Source organism: Streptomyces sp. NPDC001617 (assembly GCF_053596855.1).
On record NZ_JBSFHA010000014.1, the window covers coordinates 79017 to 95459 of the forward strand.

The 16443-nt window shown below is 70.5% G+C and carries 17 protein-coding genes; 8 read left to right on the plus strand and 9 right to left on the minus strand.

Going from position 1 to position 16443, the window contains the following annotated elements:
• The first annotated feature begins 166 nt into the window (after positions 1 to 166).
• Positions 167 to 2101 carry an NAD-binding protein gene (locus ACWC09_RS13670; protein ID WP_450850699.1) on the plus strand — a complete coding sequence of 645 codons (1935 nt, stop codon included), beginning with the start codon at positions 167 to 169 and terminating at the stop codon, positions 2099 to 2101.
• Positions 2102 to 2166: 65 nt separating this feature from the next.
• Here ACWC09_RS13670 and ACWC09_RS13675 read toward each other — a convergent pair whose 3' ends face one another.
• Complete coding sequence (locus tag ACWC09_RS13675) at positions 2167 to 3981, minus strand: prolyl oligopeptidase family serine peptidase (RefSeq protein ID WP_450850700.1); 1815 nt, start codon at positions 3979 to 3981, stop codon at positions 2167 to 2169.
• Positions 3982 to 4154: 173 nt separating this feature from the next.
• On the opposite strand from ACWC09_RS13675, the gene ACWC09_RS13680 reads away from it, so the two are divergent.
• Together ACWC09_RS13680 and ACWC09_RS13685 are read left to right on the plus strand one after the other, a co-directional pair.
• Complete coding sequence (locus ACWC09_RS13680) at positions 4155 to 4529, plus strand: nuclear transport factor 2 family protein (RefSeq protein WP_450850701.1); 375 nt, start codon at positions 4155 to 4157, stop codon at positions 4527 to 4529.
• 44 nt (positions 4530 to 4573) lie between these two features.
• Positions 4574 to 5353, plus strand: coding sequence for an SURF1 family protein (locus ACWC09_RS13685; RefSeq protein WP_450850702.1), 780 nt, complete (start codon positions 4574 to 4576; stop codon positions 5351 to 5353).
• Positions 5354 to 5377: 24 nt separating this feature from the next.
• Here the strand turns inward: ACWC09_RS13685 and ACWC09_RS13690 are convergent, their stop codons facing one another.
• From ACWC09_RS13690 to ACWC09_RS13705, 4 genes are all read right to left on the minus strand, one after another.
• Positions 5378 to 6421, minus strand: a complete 1044-nt coding sequence (locus ACWC09_RS13690) for a hypothetical protein (RefSeq protein WP_450850703.1) — start codon at positions 6419 to 6421, stop codon at positions 5378 to 5380.
• Between the two features lie 113 nt (positions 6422 to 6534).
• On the minus strand, positions 6535 to 7215 hold the full coding sequence (locus ACWC09_RS13695; RefSeq protein ID WP_450850704.1) for a SigE family RNA polymerase sigma factor: 681 nt from the start codon (positions 7213 to 7215) through the stop codon (positions 6535 to 6537).
• Positions 7216 to 7561: 346 nt separating this feature from the next.
• Complete coding sequence (locus tag ACWC09_RS13700) at positions 7562 to 8620, minus strand: aspartate-semialdehyde dehydrogenase (protein WP_450850705.1); 1059 nt, start codon at positions 8618 to 8620, stop codon at positions 7562 to 7564.
• Complete coding sequence (locus tag ACWC09_RS13705) at positions 8617 to 9888, minus strand: aspartate kinase (protein ID WP_450850706.1); 1272 nt, start codon at positions 9886 to 9888, stop codon at positions 8617 to 8619. Before ACWC09_RS13705 ends, ACWC09_RS13700 begins: the two co-directional genes overlap by 4 nt.
• A gap of 190 nt (positions 9889 to 10078) precedes the next feature.
• Between ACWC09_RS13705 and ACWC09_RS13710 the strand changes: the two genes are divergently transcribed.
• Positions 10079 to 10777, plus strand: a complete 699-nt coding sequence (locus tag ACWC09_RS13710) for a response regulator transcription factor (RefSeq protein WP_450850707.1) — start codon at positions 10079 to 10081, stop codon at positions 10775 to 10777.
• Positions 10774 to 12129, plus strand: a complete 1356-nt coding sequence (locus ACWC09_RS13715; RefSeq protein WP_450850708.1) for a sensor histidine kinase — start codon at positions 10774 to 10776, stop codon at positions 12127 to 12129. The genes ACWC09_RS13710 and ACWC09_RS13715 overlap by 4 nt, the downstream gene beginning before the upstream one ends.
• Here ACWC09_RS13715 and ACWC09_RS13720 read toward each other — a convergent pair.
• Complete coding sequence (locus ACWC09_RS13720) at positions 12095 to 12598, minus strand: SgcJ/EcaC family oxidoreductase (RefSeq protein WP_450850709.1); 504 nt, start codon at positions 12596 to 12598, stop codon at positions 12095 to 12097. The two genes, ACWC09_RS13715 and ACWC09_RS13720, sit on opposite strands and share 35 nt — an antisense overlap.
• Positions 12599 to 12798: 200 nt before the next feature.
• On the opposite strand from ACWC09_RS13720, the gene ACWC09_RS13725 reads away from it, so the two are divergent.
• Both ACWC09_RS13725 and ACWC09_RS13730 read left to right on the plus strand, forming a co-directional pair.
• Positions 12799 to 13524, plus strand: a complete 726-nt coding sequence (locus tag ACWC09_RS13725; protein WP_450850710.1) for a sulfite exporter TauE/SafE family protein — start codon at positions 12799 to 12801, stop codon at positions 13522 to 13524.
• A 72-nt stretch (positions 13525 to 13596) separates the two neighbouring features.
• Positions 13597 to 13737, plus strand: coding sequence for a hypothetical protein (locus ACWC09_RS13730; RefSeq protein WP_450850711.1), 141 nt, complete (start codon positions 13597 to 13599; stop codon positions 13735 to 13737).
• Here the strand turns inward: ACWC09_RS13730 and ACWC09_RS13735 are convergent.
• The 3 genes from ACWC09_RS13735 to ACWC09_RS13745 form a co-directional block, all read right to left on the minus strand.
• On the minus strand, positions 13730 to 14389 hold the full coding sequence (locus ACWC09_RS13735; RefSeq protein WP_450850712.1) for a DUF5063 domain-containing protein: 660 nt from the start codon (positions 14387 to 14389) through the stop codon (positions 13730 to 13732). The two genes, ACWC09_RS13730 and ACWC09_RS13735, sit on opposite strands and share 8 nt — an antisense overlap.
• A complete protein-coding gene (recR, locus tag ACWC09_RS13740; protein ID WP_450850713.1) occupies positions 14382 to 14981 on the minus strand; it encodes a recombination mediator RecR in 600 nt (199 codons plus the stop codon). Before recR ends, ACWC09_RS13735 begins: the two co-directional genes overlap by 8 nt.
• A 96-nt stretch (positions 14982 to 15077) precedes the next feature.
• Positions 15078 to 15422: a YbaB/EbfC family nucleoid-associated protein gene (locus ACWC09_RS13745; RefSeq protein WP_450850778.1), complete on the minus strand. Its 345-nt coding sequence runs from the start codon at positions 15420 to 15422 to the stop codon at positions 15078 to 15080.
• Between the two features lie 254 nt (positions 15423 to 15676).
• On the opposite strand from ACWC09_RS13745, the gene ACWC09_RS13750 reads away from it, so the two are divergent.
• Positions 15677 to 16426 (plus strand): SLATT domain-containing protein, encoded by a 750-nt coding sequence (locus ACWC09_RS13750; protein ID WP_450850714.1) that lies wholly within the window; start codon positions 15677 to 15679, stop codon positions 16424 to 16426.
• The last annotated feature ends 17 nt before the right edge of the window (positions 16427 to 16443 follow it).

The window sequence follows — 16443 nt, forward strand, 5'->3', positions numbered from 1 at the left end:
GAAGGGCGCTCGTCTTCCTCCCCCTCAGTACGGCGGGGAGTCGGTGGACGTTCAGCGACCTTACGAGTTCGTCGCTGGAACCACCCGTCCCGGTGAGGCAGTCTTTCCCCTCGTGGCGAGTGTTCCGAATCAAGGTCAGCCGGATGGTGCGGCGGGGTATGCGCACATGGTCGTGTGCGGAGACGACGGGCTGGCGCACCGTCTGGCCGCCGAACTGCGCGGTGTCTACGGCGAACAGGTCACCCTCGTCGTACCACCTTCCGAGCGCAGTGTCCGCCTGCCGGTCGTGGGCCGGGCCCGCGCGACCACGACGGCACTGCTCGACCGCGTGACCGCGGCGGTGGGCCGGGCCGGCGGGAACGGCGCCGAACCCGTCGGCACCCAGCAGATCGTCGAGGCCGTCGAGGCGACCGAGGCCGTGCTCGCCGACGCCGGCGTGGAACGGGCCGCCGCCCTCGCCCTCGTCTATGACGACGACGAGACCAACATCCGCGCCGCCCTCACCGCCCGCCGCCTCAACCCCCGACTGCGCCTCGTCCTCCGCCTCTACAACCGCCGGCTGGGGCAGCACATCGAGGAACTCCTCGACCAGGCCGCCACGTTGGCCGCGGGCGGCGGCGACGGCGCGGGCTTCGACGCCTCCACGACCGTCCTGTCCGACGCCGACACGGCCGCACCGGCACTGGCCGCCACCGCCGTCGCCGGCACCAGCAAGGTCGTCCAGACCGACGGGCTGCTGCTGCGCGCGGTGGAGCGCACACCGCGTCCCGGACAGGTCGCCCGGCCGGGGCTGGCCACGCTGGCGGTGCTCTCCAGCAACGAACCGCCCGGCGCCGACAGTTCCCAACTCGGCGAGGAACAGGGGCCGTTGCTGCTGCCCGACGCGGAGACGGTACGCGGCGCGACCGGGCGCGGGACCGTCGTCCTGGAACAGGTCTCCTACGCCGGCCCCGCGCTGCCGCCCGCGCGCGGCGCCGTACCGTTCGCCTCGCTGTTCTCGCGGCGGCTGCGGTGGTCGCTGGCGGGCATGGTGGCGTGCGTGGTCGCGCTCGCGGTGGCGTTGTGGCTGGTGACGGACATGCATCCGCTGAAGGCCTTCTATCTGACGCTGCTCGACATGTTCGCCATCGACGATCCCGCCATCGGGCAGTCCCTCGGCCGTCAGATCCTCCAACTCCTCTCCGGACTGGTCGGGTTGCTGCTGCTTCCGGTGCTGCTGGCCGCGGTGCTCGAGGCGCTCGGCACCTTCCGCACCGCGTCCGCGCTGCGGAAGCCGCCTAGGGGGCTGGGCGGGCATGTGGTCCTCCTCGGGCTCGGCAAGATCGGCACACGGGTGCTGACCCGGCTGCGGGAACTGAACATTCCGGTGGTGTGCGTGGAGTCCGACCCCGACGCGCGAGGGCTCGCCACGGCTCGGCGGCTGCGGGTGCCGGTCGTCCTCGGGGACGTCACCGAGGAGGGCGTCCTGGAGGCCGCCAAGATCCACCGTGCGCATGCGCTGCTCGCGGTGACCAGCGCGGACACGACGAATCTGGAGGCCGCGCTGTACGCCCGTTCCGTACGGCCGGATCTACGGGTGGTGCTGCGGCTGTACGACGACGACTTCGCGACCGCCGTGTACCGCACCCTGCGGGCGGCGCATCCGCGGGCGTCCACCCGGTCTCGGAGTGTGTCTCATCTGGCGGCCCCCGCGTTTGCCGGGGCGATGATGGGGCGGCAGATTCTGGGGGCGATTCCGGTCGAGCGGCGGGTGCTGCTGTTCGCTGCGGTGGATGTGGGCGGGCATCCGCAGCTGGAGGGGAAGACGCTCGCTCAGGCGTTTCGGGCGGGAGCGTGGCGGGTGTTGGCGCTCGATCGGTCGACGTCGCCGCCGGGGGATCGTCAGGAGACGGCGACGGAGGAGGCCTACGAGGACGGGCGGCAGTCGGGGTTGGTGTGGGACCTGGATGACTCCTATGCGTTGAAGGGGTCGGACCGGGTGGTGCTGGCCGCCACGAGGACGGGGTTGGCCGAGTTGATGGGGCGCCGGCCGTCGCAGTCGCAGCAGGCGTTGCTGGGGGCTGCCGCCCCCAGACCCCGCGTCGGCCCTGAACGGGCCTAGTCCTCCCCCGGAGGGGGCACCCCCCAACGGGCTGGATACACCCGACCGGCGCCGAGAGCCGACCGTCAGCCCAGATGCCTCTCCGCGAACTCCAGTTCCAGCCGCACCTGCTTGATCCGCTCGTCCACCACCAGCGAACCGTGTCCGGCGTCGTAGCGGTACACCTCGTGGACGGCGCGTCTGCCCTGCAGCCGCTCCACGTAGTTCTCGATCTGGCGGATCGGGCAGCGTGGGTCGTTGACGCCGGCCGAGATGTAGACCGGGGCCTTGACCTTGTCGACGTAGGTCAGGGGCGAGGACGCCTCGAAGCGGTCGGGGACCTCCTCGGGGGTGCCGCCCAGCAGCGTGCGGTCCATGGCCTTCAGCGCTTCCATCTCGTCGTGGTACGCCGTGACGTAGTCGGCGACCGGAACCGCCGCGATGCCCAGCGTCCACGCGTCCGGCTGGGTGCCCAGGCCGAGGAGGGTGAGGTAGCCGCCCCACGAACCGCCGGTCAGGATCAGGCGGTCGGGGTCGGCGAGGCCCGAGGTGACCGCCCATTCGCGGACCGCCGCGATGTCCTCCAGCTCGATCAGGCCGACCCGGTGCTTCAGGGCGTCCGTCCAGGCACGGCCGTAGCCCGTCGAGCCGCGGTAGTTGACGCGGACCACCGCGTATCCGTGGTCGACCCAGGCCGCCGGGCCCGCCGCGAAGGCGTCGCTGTCGTGCCAGGTCGGGCCGCCGTGGATGTCGAAGACCGTCGGCAGGGGGCCGGTCGCTCCCGCCGGCTTCTGGACCAGCGCGTGGATACGGCCGCCCGGGCCCTCCACCCACACGTCCTGCACCGGCACCGAGCCCGGGGACTTCATACCGGGCGGGTCCAGGACCACCTCGCCCGTGGTGGAGCGCACCGCGGACGGCTCGGCGGCCGACGACCACAGGTACTCGACGCTGCCGTCGGGGCGGACCGTCGCGCCGGAGACCGAGCCGGGCGGGGTGGGGACCCGGACCAGGGCGCTGCTCGCGAGGTCGTAGCGGAAGAGCTCGCTGCGGGCCTCGAAGCTGTGCACGACCAGCAGGCCCGTGCCGTCCGGGTACCACTCGGCACTGACGTCTCCGGGCAGGTCGAGGGCGAGGTCGGTCTCCTCGCCGGTCGCCACGTCCCACACCAGCGGCTCCCAACGCCCCCGGCGCTGGTGGCCGACGAGCAGCCGGGTGTCGCCGTCGACCGGTGCGAAGCCCAGCACCTCCAGGCCCAGCTCCTCCGTGCCGCCCTTGGTGTCGTCGAGTTCGGCGACCGCCGTGCCGTCGGGGCGCAGGACGCGCAGCGCGGAGTGCATCGCGTCGCCGTGCTCGGTGTGCTCGATGGCGATCAGCGAACCGTCGTGCGCGAGGTCGCCGACGCCGGCCGACTCGCGGTGACGGTAGATCTCCAGGGGGTCCTCGCCGATACGGGCGAGGTGGATCGTCGTGCCGTCCTCGTCGGTCGAGCGGCCGACGACCGCCGTACCGCCGTCGCGGCCGATGGCCAGGCCCGCCGGGTAGGAGGGGTCCAGGCCCGGGACGGCGAGGTCGTCCGCCCCTCCCCCGAAGGGCTGTCTGCGCCAGACGCCGAACTCGTCGCCGTCCTTGTCGTCGAACCACCAGATCCACGCGCCGTCCGGGGAGAGCACGCCGTCCGTCGTACCGTTCGGCCGGTCCGTCACCTGGCGCTGCTCGCCGGACGATCGGTCCCAGGCATACAGCTCGTACGTCCCCGTCGCGTTCGACACGAACAGGGAGCGGTCGGGGGCGTCCTCGGCCCAGTCGGGCAGCGACACCCGGGGCGCCCGGAAGCGCTTCTCCCAGTCCGGCATCTCTTCGTTCCGCTCCGGCGCGGCGGAGGCGTTGCTCTCAGTCATGCAGCCATGGTGCCTGGTCCCGCCGACAATTCGCCGGTGAGCTCCTCAGGCTGTGGACAACTTCTACCGCTCACTTACCGAACGCACGTCCAAGCAGGTCAGGAAGGCGGCTCATGTCCACCCCGCCCGCGCCGGCAGACTGACTGTCAGTGGCGGGGTGCAGACTTCTCGACATGACCGATCTGCGCAAGACAGTCGAGACGTTCTGGGCCGCCGCCGAGGCCCGGGACTGGGACACGTTCGCGAGCACTCTCGCCGAGGACGTCGTCTACACGCTCCCGCAGACCCGCGAGCGGATCAGCGGGCGGGTGCGGTACGTCCGGTTCAACCGGGAATATCCCGGCGACTGGCACCTGCGAGTCGAGCGGACGATCGCCGAGCCGGACCAGGTGGTCACCTGGGCACACGTCACGGTCGGGTGGGAGGAGATGTACGCCATCTCCTTCTTCACCGCGGACGAGGACGGCCGTATATCCACCATCACAGACTTCTGGCCGGAGCCGTACGAGCCCCCGGCCGGCCGGGACCATCTCTCCGAGCGGTACTGAACCCCGCGGCCGAGCCCGGCGCGGCGGCCCCGTACCGTGGAAGCGTGTACCGGTTTCTGCTGACGCCCCGTTGGTGGGGGATCAACGTCTTCGTGCTGCTCGCCATCCCCTTCTGCATCTTCATGGGGTCATGGCAGCTGAGCCGCTTCGAGGACCGGGTACAGGACCATCGGAACGCGACCGAGCAGGTCGCCGAGAGCAAGCACGAGGCGGCCAGGCCGCTGCGGGAGCTGCTGCCGGTGAACAAGGCGACGTCCGGCAAGCAGGTCACCGCGACCGGCCGGTACGGCAAGCAGCTGCTCGTCCCGGACCGCACGCTCGACGGCAAGAAGGGGTTCTACGTCCTGACGCTGCTGCGCACCGACGGCGGCAGGGCGCTGCCCGTGGTGCGGGGCTGGCTGCCGGGATCGGCGGATGCCTCCAAGGCGCCCGCCGCGCCGACCGGCGAGGTCACCGTGACCGGTGCGCTGCAGGCCTCCGAGACACCGGGCGACAACGGGGTGAGCGCCCAGGGCGGGCTCCCGTCCGGGCAGACGGCGGCGATCAGCTCGGCGTCGCTGGTGAACCTCGTGCCGTACCACGTGTACGACGCGTGGGTCACGCTGAACGAGGCCGACGCCGGTATGACCGCCGTACCGGCGACGGCACCGGCGGACTCGGGCCTGGACCTGAAGGCGTTCCAGAACCTCGGCTACACCGGCGAGTGGTTCGTCTTCGCCGGCTTCGTGGTCTTCATGTGGTTCCGCCTGCTGCGCCGGGAGGCCGAGTTCGCGCGGGACGCGGAGATGGGGCTGGTGCAGCAGGAGGAGAAGGTCGGCGTCTGACGCCGGTCGCTCTCCTCCTTCGGCTCACGAACCCGCCAGCACCCCGGTGTAGTAGACAACCCCCACACACGCGTTGGACACCGTCGCCGAAACCGTCGGCGACCCCGCCTCGGTCGTGTGGGACACGATCACACTGCCGTCCGCCGTGCCGCCGTCCTCGGTCAGCATCTGGGTCGTCACGCCGCTGTCCGTGCCGCTGGACGTGGTCCCCGAGGTGCTCGCGTCCTGCGTGGGCGTCGGCGAGGCGGTGGAGCCGCCGTCCGTCGTGCCGCCGGTGGTGCCACCGGTGGTGGGGCAGGTCTCCGAGGGCACCCAGGCGAACTTGACCTCGTAGGCCGCACCCGGCGCCAGTACCAGCGAGGCGACCTCGGTGGACGGGTCGGGCAGCGAGGCCGCCGCGTCCCCGGCCACATGACGTGCCGTTCTGATCTTGGTGGCGTCCGCCGCGCCCGTGGCCTGGAAGGACACGGAGCCGGGGCCGCCGACCGTACAGGAGGCGGTGGAGATGTTGACGACGCGGAAGGTGCCGTACACCGCGCCGAGGGAGTCCGGGGAGCCCACGGTGCCGGTCGGCTGGCCGAGTTGCGCCGCCGTGCAGACGGGAGCCGCCGCAAGGGTCGACGCGGGGTCGGTGCCGGTGCCGCCGGCCGTCGCGGCGCCGCCGTTCTTGCCCTTGCCGTCGCCCTTGGTGCCGGCCTTGTCCGTGGCCTGGGACTGTCCTGAGGAGCCGCCGGCAGTGGACTCACTGCCGTCCGCGTTTTTTCCCTGGCTCGCCCCGCCCTGGGCCTGGGAGGCCTGGCCGGCCATCGACGGGTTGACATCGGAGCCGGTGGAGTTGGAGACGTGCACGAGGGCCGGGACGGCGGTGCCGATGAAGAGCGCGGCGGCCGCCATGCCGACCATCGCCTGCCGCTTGCGGGCGCGTCGGGCGGGCACGGCCCGCCGCAGGTGGTCCAGCGTGCCGTCACGCGGCTCGACCGTCTGCACCGCCTGGTGCAGCATCCTGCGCAGGGCTTGCTCGTCCGAGTCGAACCCGCCGGGGTTCTGGTCGTCGAGGCCGTGGTTCACAGTTCCGTTCCCAGCGTGCGATTGCGTGTGGTCTTGCCCGTGCGGTCCGGTCGGCTCGTGCCAGGCGAACGGCTCGTGGCGGTCGTGGGAGTCGGGTCCCTGGGCGTCCCGGTTCATGCGGGCGCCTCCATCGCGATCCGGAGGGCGGCGATGCCCCGGGAACCGTACGCCTTCACCGAGCCCAGCGATATGCCGAGCGTCTCGGCGACCTGGGCCTCGGTCATGTCCGCGAAGTAGCGCAGCACCAGGACCTCGCGCTGGCGGCGCTGCAGGCCCTTCATCGCCTTGATGAGGGAGTCCCGCTCCAGCTGGTCGTACGCGCCCTCCTCGGCGCTCGCCATGTCGGGCATGGGCTTGGACAGGAGCTTGAGTCCGAGGATGCGACGACGCAGGGCGGAGCGGGAGAGATTGACGACCGTCTGACGCAGATAGGCGAGCGTCTTCTCGGGGTCACGGACGCGCTTGCGCGCCGAGTGCACCCGGATGAAGGCCTCCTGGACGACGTCCTCGCAGGAGGCGGTGTCGTCGAGCAGGAGGGCGGCGAGACCCAGCAGCGAGCGGTAGTGCGCGCGGTAGGTCTCGGTGAGATGGTCGACGGTGGTGCCGGCCGCCGCGGTGTCCTCGGCGTACTCGGCGCCGTCGCGCTGACTGGGTATGCGGGCGGGCCGCGCTGCGGGCATGGGCGCGATCACCGGCATGCCGCCGGACGCGCCGGGCATGCGGGGTCGGAGCGACGGGCGGGGCCGTAGGGCCGTACCGCGGGTCGCCGCACTGAAGTCGAGAACCTCTGCCACGCCAGTTGGACACGTTCCCCCCCGTCAGGGTTGTACGTGCCGAGCGTCACTTTTGCGTCATGTGCCGCAACCGGCGGTCTGGTGTCAGGCAGCGCAACTGACCGTGCGTCAAACGCCCTCATACCTACCCGCTCTTCCCCTATATTCTGAATGACCGAGATGTCCCCACACCTCGTACCGCATCCCCGCAACCCCCTGAAGGGCGTTCGCAAAGACGCTCCCCGCCCTGCACGCGGTTGCGGAGGACGGGGAGGAAAATCTTCGGACGCGAAGGGCTTCCACAGCAAGTGGTCCGGACCATCGACCGGCTCACATTTCGTTGACCGATCTTACAAACTGGTCCGGGTCACTGGCCTGCGAGTTCGGCGGCGACCAACTCCGCGATCTGTGCGGTGTTGAGGGCCGCGCCCTTGCGGAGGTTGTCACCGCAGACGAAGAGTTCGAGCGCGGTCGGGTCGTCGAGCGCGCGCCGCACCCGGCCCACCCAGGTCGGATCGGTGCCCACGACATCGGCCGGCGTGGGGAACTCCCCGGCCTCCGGATTGTCGAAGAGGACGACACCGGGCGCGGTGGCCAGAATCTCGCGCGCCTTGTCCACGGTGACCTCGCCCTCGAAGCGGGCATGGACGGTCAGCGAGTGCGTCGTGACGACCGGCACCCGCACACAGGTGACGGCGACGGGCAGTTCGGGCAGCCCGAGGATCTTGCGGGACTCGTCCCGCACCTTCATCTCCTCCGAGGACCAGCCGTCCTCACGCAGCGACCCGGCCCACGGTACGACGTTCAGCGCGACCGGCTCCGGGAACGGCCCGGTGTTGTCGCCGACGGCCCGCCGTACGTCACCGGGGTGCGTCCCCAGTTCCGTCCCCGCGACCAGCGCCAGCTGCTGCCGCAACGTCTCGACACCGGCGCGCCCCGCCCCGCTCACGGCCTGGTACGAGGAGACGACCAGCTCGCGCAGCCCGAACTCGGCGTGCAGCGCGCCCAGGGCCACGATCATGGACAGCGTCGTGCAGTTGGGGTTGGCGATGATCCCGCGCGGCCGGCGACGGGCGCAGTGCGGATTGACCTCGGGGACGACCAGCGGCACGTCCGGGTCCATCCGGAAGGCGCCGGAGTTGTCGACCACGACCGCGCCCTTGGCCGCGGCGACCGGCGCCCAGTGCTCGGCCACCTCGTCGGGCACGTCGAACATGGCGACGTCGACCCCGTCGAAGGCCTCCTCCGACAGGGCCACCACCTCGACCGCCTCACCCCGCACGGACAGCTTGCGGCCGGCCGAGCGCGGCGAGGCGATCAGACGGATCTCGCCCCAGATGTCCGCGTGCTGGGACAGAATCTGGAGCATGACCGTGCCGACGGCTCCGGTCGCTCCCACGACCGCGAGCGTCGGTCGTCCGGTCATCGCCCGGTGCCTCCGTAGACGACGGCCTCGTCGCTGTCGGAGTCCAGGCCGAAGGCGCTGTGCACGGCGCGCACGGCGTCCGGCACGTCGTCGGCGCGGGTGACGACCGAGATGCGGATCTCGGAGGTCGAGATCAGCTCGATGTTCACACCCGCGTCGGAGAGCGCCTCGAAGAAGGAAGCGGTGACTCCGGGGTTGGTCTTCATGCCGGCGCCGACCAGGGAGATCTTGCCGATCTGGTCGTCGTAGCGCAGCGAGTCGAAGCCGATGCCGACCTTGGCACGTTCCAGGGCGTCGATGGCCTTGCGGCCCTCGGTCTTGGGAAGGGTGAAGGAGATGTCGGTCAGCCCGGTGGAGGCGGCCGACACGTTCTGCACGACCATGTCGATGTTGATCTCGGCGTCCGCGATCGCGCGGAAGATGACGGCGGCCTCGCCCGGCTTGTCCGGCACGCCGACGACCGTGACCTTGGCCTCGGAGGTGTCGTGCGCGACACCGGAGATGATGGCCTGCTCCACCTTCTGGTCCCCAATCGGCTCACTGCTGACCCAGGTCCCCTGCAGCCCACTGAAGCTGGAGCGGACATGGATCGGGATGTTGTAGCGGCGGGCGTACTCCACACACCGGTGGAGCAGCACCTTGGAACCGGACGACGCCAGCTCCAGCATGTCCTCGAAGGAGATCCAGTCGATCTTCTTCGCCTTCTTCACCACCCGCGGATCGGCGGTGAACACGCCGTCCACGTCGGTGTAGATCTCGCACACCTCCGCGTCCAGCGCGGCGGCCAGCGCGACGGCGGTGGTGTCGGACCCACCACGACCGAGCGTGGTGATGTCCTTCTTGTCCTGGCTGACGCCCTGGAAGCCGGCGACGATGGCGATGTTGCCCTCGTCCAGCGCGGTCCGGATCCGGCCGGGCGTCACGTCGATGATCCGGGCTTTGTTGTGGACGGAGTCGGTGATGACGCCCGCCTGGCTGCCGGTGAACGACTGGGCCTCGTGGCCCAGGTTTTTGATCGCCATGGCCAGCAGAGCCATGGAGATCCGCTCTCCGGCGGTCAGCAGCATGTCGAACTCACGCCCGGCAGGCATCGGAGACACCTGCTCGGCGAGATCGATCAGCTCGTCCGTCGTGTCGCCCATCGCGGAGACCACGACAACCACCTGGTTGCCGTTCTTCTTGGCTTCCACGATCCGCTTGGCGACGCGCTTGATGCCCTCGGCATCGGCTACGGAGGAGCCTCCGTACTTCTGCACGACAAGGCCCACGTGCGCTCCTCGCTCAGTCCCGTATATGTCGGCTCAGTTTAACGAGCGTCCGAATTCCACCCGAGTGGAACCACATGGTGAGACCGGACGCTCCACCACCTCCCTGCCCGCCGGGGACGCGACCACTCCGAAAGTGCCCCGGGTCACAGTGACGACTGTGAATTAAGTTTCAAGCACTACTGTGCGCTGTGTGCGCGTACTGCTGGTGGAAGACGATGAGCCGGTCGCCCAGTCCCTGCGCCGTGGCCTCGGCCGCTACGGCTTCGACGTCGAGTGGGTCTCGACGGGCGGGGCGGCGCTGAGCCACGAGGGTCCGTACGACGTCGTACTCCTCGATCTCGGGCTGCCCGACACCGACGGCCTCGACGTCTGCAAGGCGCTGCGCGAGCGCGGTGACGTGCCGATCATCGTGATCAGCGCGCGCAGCGACGAGACGGACCGGGTGGTCGGGCTGGAGCTCGGCGCGGACGACTACGTCTCCAAGCCGTTCGGGGTACGGGAGGTCATCGCCCGCATAAGAGCGGTCATGCGGCGCGTCCGGCCCCGTACGGCCTCGTCCTCGGAAAGCACCGCGGACGAGTACGGCACCCGCCTCACCATCGACCGCAAGGCGGCCCGCGTCCGCCTCGACGGCGAGGAGGTGGCCCTCGCCCCCAAGGAGTACGACCTGCTGGCCTTCCTCACCGAGGAGCCGGGCGCGCTGATGACGCGCGAGCAGATCATGGAGGCGGTCTGGGACGCGAACTGGTTCGGGCCGACCAAGACACTGGACGTCCACGTGGCGGCGCTGCGGCGCAAGCTCGCCGGAGCGATCACGATCGAGGCGGTACGAGGGGTCGGGTTCCGGCTGGAGATCGTGAACGACGTGGGCGGAAACGGCGCCTCATGAACCGGCAGCTCATCCGGAGCTACATCCTGCTCGTCGCGGTCGCCATCCTCCTGTTCACGGTGCCGGTGGCGTTCACGCTCACCAAGCAGCTGCGGGACGACACCAAGCAGTCCGTGCTGCGCGAGGCCCAGACGATGGCGCTGCTGCTGGGCAACGGCGACCGGATCTCGTGCGAGGCCCTGACCGAGGTGGCGAAGGCGTACCGCGAGAGGACCCCCGGCAGGGTCGAGGTGACCCCGAGCGTCGGCTGCGCCCCGACACTGCGGGCGCCGGCCGCGGGCGCGGCGCTGACCCGGGCCGTACAGCAGAACGAGCCGACGACCGACTGGGGCTCCGACTTCATCTGGGGCAGGCATCTGACGGTCACCGTCCCCGCACAGGGGGACGCCGCCGTACGGATCGTCTACTCGACCTCGGACATGACCAGGCGGCTGTGGCAGATCTGGGGCTTCCGGGCCGGGCTCGCCGCACTGGTACTGGCCGCGGCCGCCGCCATCGGCGCGTTCGCCGCACGCCGGATCACCGCACCCCTGCGTGAACTCAACGCCATGGCGAGCAAGTTCAGCGACGGCGACCTGACGGCACGCTCACCGGTCACGGGCCCGCCGGAGACCCAGACCCTCGCCCGCACCCTCAACCAGGGCGCGGAACGCCTCGACACACTGGTCGCCTCGCAACGCATCTTCGTGGCCGATGCCTCGCATCAACTCCGTACGCCCCTCACGGCGTTGAGGCTCTCCCTGGACAACATCGCGGACGGCGTGGACGACGAGTTCGTACGCGAGGACGTCGAGCAGGCGACCGCCGAAGTCGTCCGCATGAGCCGGCTGGTCAACGGACTTCTGGTGCTGGCGCGGGCGGAGGCGAAGGTGACGGCGGCGGAGCCGCTGTCGCTCGTGGACATCGTGCGGGAGAGGCTGTCGGTGTGGAGACCGGCCGCCGACGAGCGCGGAGTCACCATCGCGCTCAGGGGGAGTGATGTCGACGGCCGGCCGTCTGTGCTGGCCGGCCCCGGTCATCTGGACCAGGTGCTGGACAACGTGCTCTCGAACGCGCTGGAGGTCTCCCCGGACGGCGGCACGATCACCGTCCGGGTCGAGGCGAGGGCCGACGAGGTCGTCCTCTCCGTGCTCGACGAAGGCCCGGGCATGTCGGATGCGGAGAAGTCCCGCGCGTTCGACCGCTTCTGGCGCGGTCAGGGCCTGACCGGGCGCTCCGGGTCAGGGCTGGGCCTCGCCGTCGTCAAACAACTCGTGACGGACGACGGAGGCACGGTGACCCTGCGGGACGCTCCCGGCGGCGGTCTGTGCGTCTCGATCACCCTTCGGGCATCTTCGAGGAGTGGTGGTTGACGATCAGCCACTTCCCGTCCCGCTTCTCGTACTCGTACGTGTAGCGGGCCTTGACCACGCTCTTCTCGCCGGTCTTCGGGTCGGTGAGCGTGAACTGGTAGATGCCGGTGTCGATGGCCGAGTTCTTGTCGAGCACGTTCACGATCGTGTCGATCTTCTTCCCGACCGGCTTGTTCTGCAGGAAGTGCTCGAAGTAGTCGACTATCTCGGCGTGGTTGGTTCTGATCTTGTTGGAGACGGTGGGCAGCAGCACCGCGTCCTTCGCGTACAGGTCCGCGACCTTCTCCGGGTCGCCGGTCTGCAGCGTCTTGTTCCAGGTGGTGAACAGCCCGGCGATCTGCGCCTTGCCGGGCTTGGGGGCGGCGGGCTGCGCCCCGGCGGTGGCGGCGACGGTACCGACCGTGCCGACGGTGAGGAGGGCGGTGGCCGTGACGATGGCTGCGCGCTTGCTGAGGGAACGACGGGTCATCGCATCTCCAGAGCGGTGAGGATCTGGCGGAGGGTCACTTCCTGTTCCGGAAGTGACTCCAGACTCGCTTTTCACTGGTTAGGGCCCGTGCAGCCGAGGTACAGCGGAGATCCAAGACGCACCCAACTCACGGATGGCATCGGCCGACTCACCCACGGTTACTGACAGGACCGGGAGCACCCTCCCGGAACGGGGGTTCAGTGCACTGCACCGACGACGCACTGCTCGCGTCCATCGTCCTGCTCGGCTCGTCCGTGCAGTGGCTGACCGGGATGGGCTTCGCGCTGGTCTCGGTACCCGCGCTGGTGCTGCTCCTGGGCCCGGCCGAGGGGGTGGTGCTGGCCAACTGCGCGGCAGGGGCGATCAGTGTCGTGGGCCTGGCCGGCGGCTGGCGACGGGTACGCCCCCGCGCGATGGTGCCCCTGTGCGCGGCGGCGGCCTGCACGGTACCGGCGGGCACCTGGCTGACCCGCCGACTCCCCGAGCCCGCACTGCTGTTGGTGATGGGCGGCCTGGTCACGATCGCCGTACTGCTGGTGCTGCGGGGTGCGCGGGTGCCGGCGCTGCGGGGCACGAAGGGTGCGGTCGCCGCCGGCGCGGTGGGCGGTTTCATGAACTCGGCGGCGGGGGTGGGCGGGCCACCGGTGTCGCTGTACGCGCTCAACGCGGGTTGGACGGTACGGGAGTTCGTGCCGAACGCGCAGTTCTACGGGGTGATGGTGAACGCGTTCTCGGTGGCGGCGAACGGGGTGCCGGGGCTGGGCGGGGTGCGGTGGGGGGTGGTGGTGGCGGCGATGGCGGTGGGGGCGGTGATCGGCAGGGGGCTCGCGGAGCGGATACCGGAGAAGCGAGCCCGACTGCTGGTGTTGGGGCTGGCGTTGGGAGGTGGGGTCACGGCGGTGGCGAAGGGACTCTGGGGACTGTGACATCGGCGCTGGACATGCGAAGCCGGCCTCGAACTGATCAAGGAGATCCGCGAGTCCGACTCCACGACACCGGTGTTCGTCCACGGCGGCTCCGGAGCGGTGGCCCGCCGGGACCAGGTGGCCGCCGCCGGCGGCGACGGTGTCACGCAGTCCCGGACGGAGCCGTTCACCCTGCTGGGACAGGCGGGCCGCTTCCCGAAGACGGCTACTTGACCGGCCGCATCCCCAGCGGCCCCGCGATCTCCTCCGCCATCACCTTGCCCGCCTCGAACTCCAGCGTCTCGTCGCCCATGCTCTGGTCCGTGTCCAGGCCGTCCAGCTCCTCCAGCGGCTGGTTGAGGCGGACGTGGATGAGGACGGACTGGAGGGCGCGCAGCGCGGCGGACGCCGTGGGGCCCCAGTTGGAGAAGTAGGAGAACTGCCACCACCACAGGGCCTCCGTGACGCGGCCGGCGCGGTAGTGGGCCATGCCGTGGCGGAGGTCGGTGATGATGTCGGAGATGTCGTCGGAGAGACGGGCCGGGACGGGGGCCTTCCGGGGCTCGTAGGGGTCGAAGACCTCCGAGTACACGTCGACCGGGTCCAGCAGCCTCGCCAGGTTCTCCCGGAGTTCGTCCACGTCGGCGTCCGGGCCCGTGTCGGGCTCGTAGCGCTCGTCGGGGACGATGTCCTCGTGCGCGCCGAGACGGCCGCCGGCCAGCAGCAGCTGGGAGACCTCCAGGAGGAGGAAGGGGACGGCCGAGTCGGGCTCGTCGCCCTTCGCCACCTCCGTGACGGCGACCAGGAAGCTCTCCACCTGGTCCGCGATCTGGACCGCGAAGTCGTCCGGGTCCTGCGTCGTTTCATGCAACGTGGCGTCAGACATCTAGAAGTCGTCTCCCCTCGAAGGCGCGGCCGAGGGTGACCTCGTCCGCGTATTCCAGGTCGCCACCCACCGGGAGGCCGCTGGCCAGGCGGGTGACCTTGAGGCCCATGGGTTTGATCATGCGGGCGAGGTAGGTGGCGGTCGCCTCGCCCTCCAGGTTCGGGTCCGTGGCCAGGATCAGCTCCGTGACCGCACCGTCGGCCAACCGCGCGAGAAGTTCTCGTATACGCAGGTCGTCGGGACCGACGCCCTCGATCGGGCTGATCGCGCCGCCGAGGACGTGGTAGCGGCCGCGGAACTCGCGGGTCCGCTCGATGGCGACCACGTCCTTCGGCTCCTCCACCACGCAGATCACCGACAGGTCCCGGCGGGCGTCGCGGCAGATGTTGCACAGCTCCTCCTGTGCGACGTTGCCGCAGGTCGCGCAGAAGCGGACCTTCGCCTTGACCTCCATCAGGGCCTGCGCGAGGCGCCGTACGTCGGTCGGCTCCGCCTGCAGGATGTGGAAGGCGATCCGCTGGGCGCTCTTGGGACCGACGCCGGGCAGCCGCCCCAGTTCGTCGATCAGGTCCTGCACCACGCCTTCGTACAACGGACTGCCCTTTCTGGAGTCTTCCAGTACGTACGGTAGTTGGCCCCGGCCCCTCTTAGAAAGGCAGGCCCGGGTCCGGACAGGCCGGCCCGGGTCCTAGAAGGGCAGTCCGGGGATGCCGCTGCCGCCGCCGAGGCCCTGGGCCAGCGGGCCGAGCTTCTGCTGCTGGAGGGTCTGCGCGTTCTCGTTGGCCGCCTGCACGGCCGCGACGATCAGGTCGGCGAGGGTCTCCGTGTCGTCCGGGTCCACCGCCTTCGGGTCGATCTTCAGCGCGCGCAGTTCGCCGGAGCCGGTGACCGTGGCCCTCACCAGGCCGCCGCCCGCCTGCCCGTCGACCTCGGTCTGTGCCAGTTCCTCCTGCGCCCGCTGCAGGTCCTGCTGCATCTTCTGGGCCTGCTGGAGCAGCTGCTGCATATTGGGCTGGCCACCACCGGGAATCACGATCAGCTCCTGGTCTCGTCGTCTCATCCGCCGGAGTTTCCTCCGTTGTGCACGAGCCTACGTGGTCCGTGCGGCCATCGCCCCGCCACTCTTTCGAGTGAGATCGCCGTGGCTCCCATACCTGATCAAGACCCTCTTACGGGCGGAAAAGAGGTGAAAGACGCGCCTTCGCCACCCATTGGGCGGTAGGAAGGGTTCCGCGTCGGCAGTGATGTCACGCAACGTGAACGGCCGTGATCAGTAGGGAGTGCCGGGTGGGTCAGCCGGAGATGCAGCCCGAGGGTCCGCCTCAGGACGGTCGGGGCGAGGGGGCGGCCGGGCTGCGGCCGGGCGATCTGGTCGGGCGGCCGTTCCCGCTCGGGGACTGGGGCGAGCCGGCCGAACGGCTGTACGAACTGTATCGGTGGGTGGAGCGCGGGGCGCTGGAGACGGCGGCCTGGTATCTGGCGGACCGGGTGTGGAAGCGGCGGGGTGCGCGAGTGCTGCGGGGCGGGGCGGCGGCGGGGGCGGTGACCGGGGCCGCGCTGCCGCTGCTGGATCTGACCGGGGCGGTCGGCGGGGTCGCCGCGTGGGGGTATCTGGCGCTGCTGCTGGCGGTGGCGTGCGTGGCCGTGGACCGGTTCTTCGGTGTGACGTCCGGGTGGATAAGGGACGTGGCGACGGCCCAGGCGGTACAGCGGCGGTTGCAGGTGTTGCAGTTCGACTGGGCGACGGAGAGTGTGCGGGAGGTGCTGGGGCCGACGGAGGGCACGGCCGGCGAGGCCGCCGAGCGGTGCCTGACCGTGCTGCGCCGCTTCTCCGAGGACGTGACGGAGCTGGTGCGGACGGAGACGGCCGACTGGATGGTGGAGTTCCGGACCGGCTCGGCGCCGATGGGCATCCAGTCGGCGGGCACGGGGACCGTACGCCAGGAGGCGACGAGCCCCCAGGGCCGCTTCGCGGTGCCTCCGGGGACGAACGGCCGACCGAACATGCCGAGGCAGCGGCCGCCGGAGCCGCGATGAGGTGAGGGACGCCCCTG